Origin of the sequence: Streptomyces sp. NPDC047982 (assembly GCF_043204165.1) — a bacterium.
Taxonomy (GTDB): Bacteria; Actinomycetota; Actinomycetes; order Streptomycetales; family Streptomycetaceae; genus Streptomyces.
Map to the genome: position 1 here is coordinate 155,376 of NZ_JBIDBS010000001.1, position 13,036 is coordinate 168,411.

A 13,036-nucleotide genomic window follows, 5' to 3' on the forward strand; every position below is an offset into this window, starting at 1 on the left:
CGCAGCGATGCAGTGGAAGATCCACGGGGAACGTCCGATCTACGAGAACGAGTGGGTGAACCTGTGGCTCACCGACATCGAGACGCCGGACGGGAACCGCTGGGAACATCACGTCGTCAAGCTCCGCCACCTGGCCGTGGCCGCGGTGGTCAACGAACGGCGCGAGGTCCTGATGATGTGGCGGCACCGCTTCATCACGGACACGTGGGCGTGGGAACTGCCCATGGGCCTGGTCGAGGAGAACGAGACCCCGGCCGACGCGGCGGCCCGTGAGGTCCTGGAGGAGACCGGTTATCGCCCCGGCCCCGTGAAACCGATGATCTACGCCGAACCGGCCAACGGCATCACCGACTCACAGCACCACCTCTTCCGGGCCGACGGGGCGACCTACGTGGGCCCGCCGACCGAGAAGAACGAATCCGACCGGATCGAGTGGATCCCGCTCACCGACATCCGCAGCATGATCGACCGCCGCGAGATCGTCAGCAGCGGCTCCCTCGTCGGCCTGCTCTACCTGCTCATGGACGAGTCGATCCGCTGACCGCCGGCAGCCGGTCCCGCTCCTGTCCCCCGTCCCAAGCCTGGTCCCGGCCCCGTCCCGGGCCTGGTCCCGGGACCACCGCGCCGACGGGGCTCACAGCCACGGAAGAGGGGCGGACCGCACGACGAAGGGGTGCCCCTGGGTCGGGGCACCCCTTCTGACCGGCGTCCATGCCGACCTGCGTGCGGTGGGTGTGGGATTTGAACCCACGGTGACTCGCGCCACGACGGTTTTCAAGACCGTTCCCTTAGGCCGCTCGGGCAACCCACCTCGCGTCACCGGTTCACCGACCGGGGTTGACGCGAGGACAGCCTAGCCGGTCAGCTGTCGCCCTTGCGCTCCCCCAGCGTGACTTCGGTCGTGGCCGTCCTGCCGTCGCGCTGGTAGGTCACCGTCACACGGTCGCCGGGCTCGTGCGTCCAGATCTCGCCGATCAGGGTTGGGCCGCTGTCGATCACGGTGTCGTCGAACTTCGTGATGACATCGCCCGCCCGGAGACCGGCCTTGTCCGCGGGGCCGCCCTGTGCCACGGCGTCCGTGCCGCCCGCGCCCCGGTCGGAGATGAGCGCTCCGCCGGACCGCTCGTCCATCCTGACCGTGGCACCGATCACCGGGTAGACGGGCTGACCGGTCTTGATCAGTTGCTGGGCGACGCTCGTCGCCTGGTTGATCGGGATCGCGAAGCCGAGACCGATGGAGCCGGCCTGGGTCTGGCCGATGCCGCTGCCGGTCGACTGGATGGCCGAGTTGATGCCGATGACCGCGCCGCGCGCGTCGAGCAGCGGACCGCCGGAGTTGCCCGGGTTGATCGACGCGTCGGTCTGCAGGGCGCTCATGTACGAGTTGTTGCCGCTGGACCCGTCCCCGGAGGCGACCGGGCGGTTCTTGGCGCTGACGATTCCTGTGGTCACCGTGTTGGACAGGCCGAACGGGGCGCCGATCGCGATCGTCGAATCACCGACCGCGACATGGTCCGAGTTGCCGAGGGGCAGCGGGGCGAGCCCCGACGGCGGGTTCCTCAGCTTCAGCACCGCGACATCGTAGCCCTGCGCCCGGCCGACCACCTCGGCGTCGTACTTCTTGCCGTTGGAGAACGTGACCATGAGCCGACCGCTGTTCGCCGCGGACGCCACCACGTGGTTGTTCGTGAGGATGTGGCCCTGCTTGTCGTACACGAAGCCGGTGCCCGTGCCGCCCTCGCCGTCACCACCCTGCGCGTCGATGGTGACCACGCTGGGCAGTGCCTTGGACGCCACGCCCGCGACCGTGCCGGGGTCGCGCTTGAAGCCCTGCGGGTCGGCCGAGACCGTGGTCGAGCCGTTGGACGCGTTGTTCCGGTCGGCCGCCCAGTAGCCGAGTGCACCACCGATGCCGCCCGCCACCAGCGCTGCCGCCGCCACCGCGGCCACCAGAGCGCCCACCCCCCGCTTCCGCCGACCCTGCTGGGCGGGGAGCTGGTCCGGGGCGCCCCAGACCGGAGCCCCGCTGTCCGCACCGTGGTGCCCGTGCGTGGGCACGGCGGGAGGGGGCGGGGGCCAGTTCGCCTCGGCGGCCGACTGGAAGCCGGGAGGAGTCGAGGCCGGAACCGGACCCTTGGAAGTGGTCGCGGCCTCGCCCTCCGGTGCCTGCGGGTGCCCCGGGGCGGGCGTGGAAGCAGGAGGCCCCTGGGGAGCTTCGGCCGGCGGCACCGGAGGTACGGACGGAACCGGCGGAACGGCCTCGCCCGCAGTGCCCTCGCTGCCCTCGTTCTCTGTGCTCACAGCTCTTTACTCCTCGATTCCACACGATTGCCGGCAAGAGATCCGCTGTGTACGTGTCCCGGGACAGCCTTTCCCAAGACCCGTCAGGCCACTGTAAGCAGGACCTGTGCGTCCTCGGAGCAATCCTTACATCCGACAAAACGGTCTCCCGCTCATGGGTCGTGCACCACACCACTCATGGCGTCGTACGCCGCGCGGTACGGCGCGTCGCGCACCGCGTGACACGGCGCGTGGCACGGCGCACGCGCGTCGCTCGCCGCGTCGTGCCGCACCTCGCGCCCCGCTGCGCGGCGCACGTCACAGGACGCGTTGCACGGGCGCCTCCAGCGCGAGCAGTACACAGCACCCCCGCCCCGGTGACACGATGACGCGGTGACCCGATCACGACAGCCCTCAACCCACCGGTCCATCCAGGTCATCGCCCACCGGGGCGCGTCCGACGACGCCCCCGAGCACACCCTGGCCGCGTACCGGAAGGCGATCGAGGACGGCGCAGACGCGCTCGAATGCGATGTCCGGCTGACCGCCGACGGGCACCTCGTGTGCGTGCACGACCGCCGGGTGAATCGCACATCCAACGGTCGGGGCGCGGTCTCCGCCCTGGAGCTGTCCGCGCTCGCCGCCCTCGACTTCGGCTCCTGGAAGGACCGCGAGGACTCGGAGGCCCCGGACTGGGACCCGGTACCGGGAGAACTCAGCTCGGTGCTCACCCTGGAACGACTGCTCGAACTGGTCACCGAGACACGAGCCGCCGGCCGCCCGGTCCAGCTCGCCATCGAGACCAAGCATCCCACCCGTTGGGCGGGCCAGGTCGAGGAGCGACTGCTGCATCTTCTGAAGCGTTTCGCGCTCGACGTCCCACCGGCCGACGGTCCCTCGCCCGTACGGATCATGAGCTTCTCGGCGCGCTCCCTGCACCGCGTTCAAGCCGCGTCACCCACCCTGCCCACCGTCTACCTGATGCAGTTCTTCTCACCGCGTCTGCGCGACGGACGACTGCCCGCCGGGGCTCGGATCGCCGGGCCCGGAATGCGGATCGTCCGCAGCCACCCCGGCTACGTCGAACGCCTGCACCGCGCGGGCCACCGCGTCCACGTCTGGACGGTGAACGAACCGGAGGACGTAGAACTCTGCGTCAACCTCGGCGTGGATGCAATTATCACGAATCGCCCCAAACAGGTTCTGTCACAACTGGGACGCCTTTAACATCCGTTACAGGGAGTGCAACGGCGCATTCGAACCGTACTCGATCGTCACGAGTGCGTCACCGGTGGGCGAACGGTCGGTTTCCGGTCCAGTCCAAGGGGGCATCCACTTCGTGGCGTGGGGCAAAGGAGGTCTCGGGGGTGGCGTTGGTGGTGGCACAGGAAGTGCCCACGTCGTCGAGCATGGCCGTACCCCATGGCCCTGCGGGCGTGGGGCAGGCGCGGCACCGGATGCGCGAGCAGTTGCGCAGCCACGGGATGCCGGATTCGGTCGTCGACGATGCCGTATTGATTCTTTCCGAACTGCTCAGCAACGCCTGCCGGCACGGCAGGCCGCTGGGCCGGCACACGGATGTGGGCGAGGGCGACGTCCGCGCCACCTGGCGCGTGGACAGAACGGGCGGGCTGACCGTCGAGGTGACGGACGGCGGCGGCCCGACCCGGCCGGTTCCGTCCACGCCGTCGGTGACGGCACGCGGCGGTCGCGGTCTCAATATCATCAGCGCGCTCGCCGAGGAGTGGGGCGTACGTGACGACTCGTCGGGCGAGGTCACCGTCTGGGTCCTCGTCCACGAGGGACACCGCGACGACAGACGCCGGAACGACGGGAACGGGCACGGCCACGGGACCGAAGGCCGCGGCAACGGGAAGGGTAACGGGAACAGGACCGAAGGCCGCGGCACCGAGGGGCGCGGGAGCGACGAGCGCGGGCGGATGCCGGGAACGCCAGGTGCCCCGGAGCCGTCGAGAAGGTCGGGCATGCGCCGCGCGACGGGTGTGCCCAGTCCGGTGGCGCTGGACCGGCTGGGTTTCGCGGAGGCACTCGACGACGTGGGCTGAGGCCCCACTCGCGGTACGGGCGGAGCGGCACGGAAACGGGTCCGGCGAGCAGGTCGGGGGCGAGTACGCGGACCGAGCACGCGGACCGAGTACGCGACCGCGTACGCGGAGGGTTGTGGGGTCATGGGGGCGCAGAGGCGCGTGTGGGCCGGGGGTACGCAGGCGCGTGTGTCCCGGATGCGACGAGGGCCGCTAGGCTCGCGGCCCAGACCGCACTGTCGCAACCGGGAGAAAGCCCACGATGGCCAAGAAGCGCCCTCAGACCAAGGCCGGGAAGCAGCAACTCAAGGACGGCGAGATCCCGGTGGTCGGGGCTCGTGAGCCCTGTCCGTGTGGTTCGGGCCGACGCTACAAGGCGTGTCACGGCCGCGCCGCCGCCCAGGCCGTGGCCGAGCTGGTCCACCGCCCCTTCGAGGGCCTGGCCGGTGAGTGCGACTGGGTCGCGCTGCGTGAACTGGTACCGGCCGCCACGGTCGAGCTGACGCTCAGGGACGGGCTCCCCGACGGCGTGCCCTCCGTGACTCTCGCGACCGTCCTGCCGATGGCATGGCCGGCCCTCCGCCGGGACGACGGCTCGGTGCTGATCGGGCTGCAGAACGATACCCCGTCGGGCGACCTCAGCCGCGACCTCGCGGACACGCTCCGGCAGGCGCTGGCCGCCGATCCCGGTTCGCCCGTGACCGCACGCCGTGCCCCGGCCGAGGGACCGCGGCTTCAGGACGTACTCGACCTCGATGCGGCGTTCGAGCCCGTCGTCCACCCCGGCTTCGAGTTCTGGGTTCCGGACGCGGAGAACGCCACGCCCGAGGTGTCCGCCTCCCTGGAGCGCGCGAACGAGGCGGCGATCCCCACGGCGCGGCTCTCCGGCGTGGAAGCCGCGTACTGGTGCGAGACACCGGAGAAGAACCACCTGCGTTGGGTCATGCCGCACCCCGAGGAACAGCTTCTCGACGCACTCGCCCGACTGCACGCCGCCGGTCTCTCCTCACTGGGCGAAGGGACTCGGCTGGTCGGTTCCTTCCGGGCGCACGGACTGATGGTCCCGGTCTGGGATCTGCCGAGCGCGATGGGGGCGGCGGAGTGCGAGAAGCCCGCTGCGGAGTTCGCGGAGCGACTGGCCGGGGCGCTCGCCTCGGACGCACCGCTCACCGCCGAGGAGCGCCGGGCCCGCGGCGGGCTCACCAACCGCCAAGTGACACTCAGCTGACAGTGACGATCAGCGGGCGAACTCGGTGACTCACGTCACAACAGCCCGTACCGGCAGGTAAATCCCTGTCCGAATACGCGAGATCGAATTTGCGAACGGCAGATCTCTTGTTACGGTTCTAGAAGCCCGGTCGCTGGTGCATCCCCCGTCGCCAGCGATCGGGCATCCTCATATCCCGGCACGGCGCACAGCGCACGCCCGGCGCACGAACCGCCATCGGTACGGACCCGCAGCGTGGCCCCCCGTTCGCCGCCCGACCATCGGGCCCGCCCTCCACGGCAAGCCGGACTTCCCACCACCGCTCATCGTCGTCAACACCGCACGACAGAGCCCCTTTTGACGTGCTGCCCCGCGTCACTCCTCCTCCTCCTCGGTCCCGGCCCACCGCAGCCCGCGTCGAGGCGGTCACTCTCGGACAGAGAAGGTTCCCGGCGCCCTTTAAGCGAGCCTCACAAGCACAATCGAATAGTCCTTCGAATTTCCGCGAAATGGCCACGGAAGGCCCGTCAGAAAGCCAACCATCTCCACACTTTGCAGCGGCAGACTTTGCATAAGCGGGTACGGAACCGGCATGAGGCATCGCCGGGACATGACTCCGGGGATTCCCGCACCGGTCACCCGAAGGCGCCGGACGGGAATCACTCGACGAACACCGACGGCCGGGAACGCCGATGGAGGACGACCACCGAGGACGACCGCCGCGGACGGAATTGGGGACGATGTGAAAGATGACGGCATCTGCACGCTTCGCCCGAACTTCACCCGAGTTTCGAACAGTTCGACGGAGATTCCGGAGACGATTCCACAACGGCATCACGGAGTATGCCCGCTCCTCGTCGGATGCCTTTCCCCGTGTGTCTGAGTGCCCGGGCGCCCGCGTGTCCGAGCACCCGCGTGCCCGCGTGTCCGAGCACCCGCGTGCCCGGGTGTCCGTGTACCCGGCCCCGCGCCGTCCCGGTCCACGCCTGGCACGCACGCGAGGAGCCCACGCACCCGCGATGCCCCGGGCTCCCGAAGTCCCGAAGCCCGGGGCTCGGGCACCGGGCCTCACGCGCTGAGGACCCGGATGCCCCTGAGGACCCGATGTCCAGGCCCCTGAAGTGCACAGGAGCGAAAGTCTTCCGAAGTACCGGGCTTCGGCCCGCCGTCCGGTCGTCCCACCGTCCCACCGTTCCGTCGTCGCGTCAGTACGCGAGGCGGCTGCCACCGCCTGGGGCACTGTTGCTCGCCTCGACCAGCGCGTCGAGCACCGTCTCGACGTCCGGCAGCCACGGCGCCCCGGCGCCGGCCCCGGGTCCGCCACCGGCCCCTGCGCCGGCCCTGCGGCCGGAGCGGCGGCCGTTCGCACCGGGCGGAGGGACCGGGAGGGGAGCCCGTTCCCAGCGCACCTGCCCCGTTCCCGTCGCTGACGGCGGCAGGACCAGATAACCCCCCTCGCCGTGGAAGCGCAGCGAACTGGGCACCCGGTCCTGGACGTACAACAGCTCACCGAGCCGTTCGAGGGTGTACGGAGCGACCAGCAGCGACCACCGGGTCGGCGTCGCCACCACGGGGCCCAGCCGCGTACCCATCCGGTCCAGTTCGGCCAGCGCCCGCGCGGCGGCCACGGCGGGCAGGCTCAGCGCGCAGGGGGCACGGCCGCCGGTGGCCAGTACGATCGGCGCGGTGGGCCGGTTGGTCCACCACCAGCGCACCATGCGCTCGTCGGTGGTCGCCGCCAGAAGACCGGGATCGAAAGGGTGCGCGCCGGGTACGGCGCACTCGGGATCGGGGCAGGCACACCCACGGCCACGGCCGTCACGGCCACCGCGACCGCCGCCCGCCGCCGACCCCACTCCGGGGAGCACGGGCCACTGCCACGCGGTGGCACAGATCAGGACCGCGTCGAGTTGGGCGGGCCTTGCCCTGCGCCGGAGCCTGCGTCGCCTTCCGAGGATCTCGCGCATGAGCGCTCGTTCCTTTCCGTTGAACGCCGAGGGTCCACATCGCACCACGCGTGCCTCGCATCGCGTGGGCATCACTTCGCCGTGCGTGCACGCCCGTCACGACGTGTCGTACAGGTGATTCGTCGTACCGAGCGTGCGCTGAGCCAGATCGAGCAAGGGGGTGAGACGAGCCGGACACAAACATGGCGAGGAGAAGCGCATACGTCGCGCGTGTCGTCCCATGGTGCAAACCCCGCCACTCGGGGTGGGGGTGTGGCCGTCACAGGAGAGGACGTCCGGGTCGGCTGCCGGGTTCCCGGGGCGATCGGAACTGCCCCTGGTCATCATCGATTACGTACCCAGCATGCCCGAAATGACGCTCCCTGCGGGACTTCTCCCGGGACTTCACCCCGAGAACACCCCCTGTCGAGCACCTTCAGTCGACCGCAATTAGCCGTCACAAGGTGCATTTTTCAGCCAACTTAACAGTTGCCTGGACACCGAAAAACCCGTAGGGACAATGCTGGACATCGCCTCACTTGTACGTGTACATGTGGATGCTACGTGTACCTGTAGATGCACTGATAGCGGCGCAGAATGACATGGGGGTTTGCGATGCTATTCCAAGAAACGCACCGGCGGGAAAGCCGCCTGCCATGAGCGCCCCGCACCTGCCGAAAGTGGCTGGAATCGATCCCATGGTTCCTGTTTCAACGCACACTGCCGGTCCTCTCTCCGGAGTACCGGCCGCCCCCGGAGCATTCGTCCAGGACCGGCTGGCCGGCTGGGTCTCCGATCTCACGACGCTGCATGAACTCACCGAACGACTGGTGAGGACCAGCACGCTCGACGACGCCCTGCGCGAACTCCTGGACGCCGGAGCGGGCCTGGTCGGTGCCCGCCGCGGTCTGGTCGTCTTCGAACCGTCCGACCGCCGCGGCCCCGTCAGCACCGTCGGTCTGGGGCTCGCCCACGCCGAACTCGGGCACCTCGAGACCGTGCCGCGCAGCGCCACGTCCTACGGCCGGATCCTGGAAGGGGCCCCGGACACCGAAGGGGCGCGGACCACCCCCGACCTGCTCGGCGACACCACCCTGGACCCCCGGCGCCGCGAGGTGGCCGCCCGGCTCGGATACGCCGCCAGCTACGCCGTACCGATCGCCGCCGAGGCGACCGGCAGGCTCGGCGCCGCCGTCTGGCTGTACGACGAACCGGCCGAGCCGCTGGAACGCCAGCGCCATCTCGTCACCCTCTACGCCGGATACGCCGGCGAACACCTGGCCAGGCTGCTGGAGCTGGAACGGGCCAGAGCCGATGTCGCCACCGTCGCGGAGGAGCTGCTGCCCACCCGCCTGCCCAGGGTCACCGGCGTGCAACTGGCGGCCCGGCACCGCGCGGCGCCGGAGGGCGGCGGCGACTGGTACGACGCGCTGGCGCTGCCGGAGGGCGCCCTCGGACTCGCCGTGGGCTCGGTGGACGGCTCCGGGCCGAGCGCCCTGGCCGCCATGGGGCGGCTGCGCGCCGGACTGCGGGCGTACGCCGTGATGGAGGGCGAGGATCCGGTCGCCGTGCTGTCCGATCTGGAACTGCTGCTGCGACTCACCGAGCCCGCCCGTTCCGCGACCGCCCTCTTCGCCTACTGCGAACCGTCCTGCCGCAAGATACTGCTGGCCGGCGCGGGCCACACCCCGCCGCTCCTGATCGGCGACGGGCGCACCGAGTTCGTCGAGACCTCGGTCTCCGCCCCGCTGGGCATGCTCGCCTGCTGGGAGGCGCCCAGCGTGGAGATCGCCCCTGCTCCGGGGGAGACCGTGCTCCTCTACACCGACGGGCTGCTGCGCCGCACCGGCGACTCGACGGACCGGGCGTTCGCACGGCTGCACTCGGCGGCGGCGCGCGTGCCGAAGGCGCTGCGCGACGATGCCTCGGCCGTCGCCGACCACGTACTGCGCACCATGCTGCCGGACGGACTCGACCAGGACGGCGGCACGGAGGACGTCGTGGTCCTCGCCGCACGCTTCGACTGAGCCGGAACGACTCCGGCGAGCCGAGCCCATGGCCGCGACCGACCGAGCAGCACCAGGTCGTACGGCCCGGCGGACCCCGTACACCCCACGGACGCTCACGGAACGCACACGGTCCGGCCCGGCTGTGCAACAGGTCCTCCGCCCCGCACCCCTCTATACGTACGCCCGTACGATGGACGGGGTTCAATCCCGTATCAAGGAGAGACAAGTCGTGGCCGAGGAGCTCATCCAGGAGAACCCGGAGACCCCGGAGAACCCGGAGACCGAAGCAGAGGAAACGATCAAGCAGCGGAAGAACGGCCTGTACCCGGGCGTCTCCGACGAACTCGCCGCGAACATGCAGTCCGGCTGGGCCGACACCGAGCTGCACGGCCTCGAAGCGATCCCCCAGGCCGCGCACACCGCCGCCCGCCGAGCCGCGCTCTCCGCGCGCTTCCCGGGTGAGCGACTGGTCATCCCCGCGGGCAACCTGAGAACCCGCTCCAACGACACCGAGTACGCCTTCCGCGCCTCCACCGAGTACGCGTACCTCACCGGTGACCAGACGCAGGACGGTGTCCTCGTCATGGAGCCGACCGAGGACGGTCACGAGGCGACCATCCACCTGCTGCCGCGTTCCAACCGCGAGAACGGCGAGTTCTGGCTCGACGGCCAGGGCGAGCTGTGGGTCGGCCGCCGCCATTCCCTCGCCGAGGCCGAGCAGCTGCTGGGCATCCCGGCGAAGGACGTCCGCGAACTCCCGGCCGCGCTCACCGAGGCCACCGGACCGGTCCGCGCCGTCCGCGGCCACGACGCCGGCATCGAGGCCGCCCTGACCGACAAGGTCACCGCCGAGCGCGACGAGGAACTGCGCGTTTACCTTTCCGAGGCCCGGCTGGTCAAGGACGCCTTCGAGGTCGCCGAGCTGCAGAGGGCCTGTGACGCCACCGCGCGCGGCTTCGAGGACGTCGTGAAGGTCCTCGACAAGGCCGAGGCGACCAGCGAGCGCTACATCGAGGGAACGTTCTTCCTGCGCGCCCGCGTCGAGGGCAACGACATCGGTTACGGCTCGATCTGCGCGGCCGGTCCGCACGCGACCACCCTGCACTGGGTGCGCAATGACGGCCCGGTGCGCTCCGGTGAGCTGCTGCTCCTCGACGCCGGGGTGGAGACCAACGACCTCTACACCGCCGATGTGACCCGCACCCTCCCGATCAACGGCACGTTCACGCCGCTCCAGCGGAAGATCTACGACGCGGTGTACGAGGCGCAGGAGGCGGGCATCGCGGCCGTCAAGCCGGGGGCCGCGTACCGCGACTTCCACGACGCCGCGCAGCGTGTGCTCGCCGAGAAGCTCGTCGAGTGGGGTCTGCTGGGCGACCGGTCCGCGGACGAGGTCCTTGAGCTGGGCCTCCAGCGCCGCTGGACGCTGCACGGCACCGGCCACATGCTCGGCATGGACGTCCACGACTGCGCCGCCGCGCGCACCGAGACGTACGTGAACGGGACGCTGGAGCCGGGCATGTGCCTCACGGTCGAGCCCGGCCTGTACTTCCAGGCCGACGACCTGACCGTCCCCGAGGAGTACCGCGGCATCGGCGTCCGGATCGAGGACGACATCCTCGTCACCGAGGACGGCAACCGGAACCTCTCCGACAAGCTGCCGCGCCGGTCCGACGAGGTCGAGGCATGGATGGCCGCCCTCAAGGGCTGACGTCGCGCGTGCCGGAGGGCCGCCCCGCTCAGGACACCATGAGCAGGGCGCCCTCCCGCCATTTGAGGACCTTGTCGAAGCTCACCACGGCGCCGCGGCCGGGGCGATTGCCGAAGTGGACGTGGTCGGCGAACTGCTCGATCAGACAGAGCCCCCGGCCGTCCTCGGCACTGAGCGAGGGGTACTGCAGGGCCCCGTACTGCTGTCCCGACGAGCACACCGTTCGGCGGGAGGGGAAGCCGGGCCCCGAGTCGGTGACCTCGATACGGCACTTCTCGCCGTCCAGATACGCGGTGACCCGGTACTGACCGGGGCCCGCGCCGGGCGGCTGCTCCTCCCGTGCGTCCCACGGGCCCCGGCAGGCGTTCTGCTCCTCCCGCCGTTCGTCGCGTCCGCCGCGGTCCGCGCGTTCTTCCTGTTCCCCTTCCCCCTGCTCGTGCGGGGGCCGGTCCTCCCGGGGGCGATGGCCGCCACCGTGCTCGACGGCGTTCGCACAGGCCTCGGTGAGCGCGACCGACAGGTCGAAGGAGACTTCCGGATCCACGCCCGCCGTCTCCATCGTGCCCAGCAGGAAGCGGCGGGCGAGCGGAACGCTCGCAGCCTCGCGCCGCAGATGGAGGGACCACCAGATGCTCATGCTCCAGCCTCCTGGCTGCGGCTCGACATACCACCGGTACGTATTGCCCTGCCGAACCGTTCGTAAGCACATACCGGATGTGAGACCGCTCATTCGGCGGATACCAGCACCCCACGCACCCGTGTATGCCGAACCGGCCCCCGGGGAACGGCCGTTGGCCCCGCCGGCCCCGCGCCGACGCCCCTCGGCCCCGCGCGCACCCCGTTCGCTCCCGCCGCCGGTCCCCGGGACGGTGATCCGGGCGAGGACCGGCAGGCCCCCAGCCTGTCCCTCGGAGCCGGGCGCGGCGGGGCATGTCGCACACATCGGACGGACGGTGATTGCCCGGACCTGCCGTTCCCCGCCACGGGGCGCGGTGCGATGATGGCCCCGCTATGTCCATTCCTGTCGCACGCGCCTGGGCCGGTGCACGGCTCCTGAGGGCCACGGTGTTCACCGCGGTCTGTGTCGCGCTGTCCGCGGCGGGACATGCCTTGGCGTCGTGCGCGGGCGTCCCCTCGTGGACGCTGCTCGCCGGTTTTCTGGGGATCTTCGCGGTGGTCGTACCGCTCGCCGGGCGCGAGCGCTCTCTGCCGGTCATCGCCGCCGCGCTGGCCGGCGGACAGATCGCCCTGCACGCCCTCTTCAGCCTGGGCGCACCTGCCGCGCCTCCGGCCTCGTCGGCCGGGAACGACCCGCTGATCCGGTTGGCGGCGAGCATCGTGTGCGGCGCGGGTCCGGCCCAGCTGAACGCCGCCGAAGCCCGCCACATCGTCACCACCGCGGGCATCGATCCCGCATCGGTGACCGTCGGGCATCAGCACCTGACCCCCGTGCTCGGCTCGCACCCGGACGGGCTCGTCGGTCTGCTGCCCGGTCTGCCCATGCTGCTCGGCCATCTGCTGGCCGCCGTGGCCACCGGCTGGCTGCTGCGACGCGGCGAGATCGCACTGTCCGGGCTTGCCCGGCTGTCCGCACACGGCGCGCAACAGCTCGTGGCCGGGGCCCGGCTGCGCGCCCTGCGCGCGGCGCTCGCGCTCGTGGCCGCCCTGCGCGCCGGACTGCCCGGCTCCCCGACGTCCGGGCCGCGCTCCCCCCGTACCGAGGACGACACTCCGCTTCCCGCCACCGGGGACGCGTTGCAGCACATGGTGATCAGGCGCGGGCCGCCACCCGCGTACGCACTCGCGGCCTGACGCGACACCCCCGGTCGGCCACCCAG

General features: G+C 70.9%; 10 protein-coding genes and 1 tRNA gene. 7 read left to right on the forward strand and 4 right to left on the reverse strand.

Going from position 1 to position 13,036, the window contains the following annotated elements:
* Window positions 1–7 precede the first annotated feature (7 nt).
* Window positions 8–541: an NUDIX hydrolase gene (locus tag ACGF2V_RS00685; RefSeq protein WP_362619768.1), complete on the forward strand. Its 534-nt coding sequence runs from the start codon at window positions 8–10 to the stop codon at window positions 539–541.
* 185 nt (window positions 542–726) lie between these two features.
* Here the strand turns inward: ACGF2V_RS00685 and ACGF2V_RS00690 are convergent.
* Both ACGF2V_RS00690 and ACGF2V_RS00695 read right to left on the reverse strand, forming a co-directional pair.
* Window positions 727–811: transfer RNA gene (locus ACGF2V_RS00690), tRNA-Ser, on the reverse strand.
* Window positions 812–861: 50 nt separating this feature from the next.
* Window positions 862–2,301, reverse strand: coding sequence for a trypsin-like peptidase domain-containing protein (locus ACGF2V_RS00695; protein ID WP_362619756.1), 1,440 nt, complete (start codon window positions 2,299–2,301; stop codon window positions 862–864).
* 372 nt (window positions 2,302–2,673) lie between these two features.
* Between ACGF2V_RS00695 and ACGF2V_RS00700 the strand changes: the two genes are divergently transcribed.
* The 3 genes from ACGF2V_RS00700 to ACGF2V_RS00710 all read left to right on the forward strand — a co-directional run bounded on the left by ACGF2V_RS00700 (window position 2,674) and on the right by ACGF2V_RS00710 (window position 5,553).
* Window positions 2,674–3,507 (forward strand): glycerophosphodiester phosphodiesterase, encoded by an 834-nt coding sequence (locus ACGF2V_RS00700; protein WP_362619754.1) that lies wholly within the window; start codon window positions 2,674–2,676, stop codon window positions 3,505–3,507.
* 257 nt (window positions 3,508–3,764) lie between these two features.
* Window positions 3,765–4,346, forward strand: coding sequence for an ATP-binding protein (locus ACGF2V_RS00705; RefSeq protein ID WP_392910403.1), 582 nt, complete (start codon window positions 3,765–3,767; stop codon window positions 4,344–4,346).
* Between the two features lie 241 nt (window positions 4,347–4,587).
* Window positions 4,588–5,553 (forward strand): DUF5926 family protein, encoded by a 966-nt coding sequence (locus tag ACGF2V_RS00710; protein WP_362619752.1) that lies wholly within the window; start codon window positions 4,588–4,590, stop codon window positions 5,551–5,553.
* Window positions 5,554–6,737: 1,184 nt separating this feature from the next.
* Here the strand turns inward: ACGF2V_RS00710 and ACGF2V_RS00715 are convergent.
* Window positions 6,738–7,499: a bifunctional DNA primase/polymerase gene (locus ACGF2V_RS00715; RefSeq protein WP_362619751.1), complete on the reverse strand. Its 762-nt coding sequence runs from the start codon at window positions 7,497–7,499 to the stop codon at window positions 6,738–6,740.
* Between the two features lie 635 nt (window positions 7,500–8,134).
* On the opposite strand from ACGF2V_RS00715, the gene ACGF2V_RS00720 reads away from it, so the two are divergent.
* Together ACGF2V_RS00720 and ACGF2V_RS00725 are read left to right on the forward strand one after the other, a co-directional pair.
* Window positions 8,135–9,505 carry a PP2C family protein-serine/threonine phosphatase gene (locus tag ACGF2V_RS00720; RefSeq protein ID WP_362619750.1) on the forward strand — a complete coding sequence of 457 codons (1,371 nt, stop codon included), beginning with the start codon at window positions 8,135–8,137 and terminating at the stop codon, window positions 9,503–9,505.
* Window positions 9,506–9,716: 211 nt separating this feature from the next.
* Window positions 9,717–11,198: an aminopeptidase P family protein gene (locus tag ACGF2V_RS00725; RefSeq protein WP_362705787.1), complete on the forward strand. Its 1,482-nt coding sequence runs from the start codon at window positions 9,717–9,719 to the stop codon at window positions 11,196–11,198.
* 28 nt (window positions 11,199–11,226) lie between these two features.
* On the opposite strand, the gene ACGF2V_RS00730 is transcribed toward ACGF2V_RS00725, so the two are convergent.
* Entirely contained in the window at window positions 11,227–11,835 is a 609-nt protein-coding gene (locus tag ACGF2V_RS00730) for an ATP-binding protein (RefSeq protein ID WP_362619746.1), read from the reverse strand.
* Window positions 11,836–12,209: 374 nt separating this feature from the next.
* Between ACGF2V_RS00730 and ACGF2V_RS00735 the strand changes: the two genes are divergently transcribed.
* The gene (locus tag ACGF2V_RS00735) at window positions 12,210–13,010 is read left to right on the forward strand and encodes a hypothetical protein (RefSeq protein WP_362619744.1); all 801 of its coding nucleotides are present in this window, start codon (window positions 12,210–12,212) and stop codon (window positions 13,008–13,010) included.
* The last annotated feature ends 26 nt before the right edge of the window (window positions 13,011–13,036 follow it).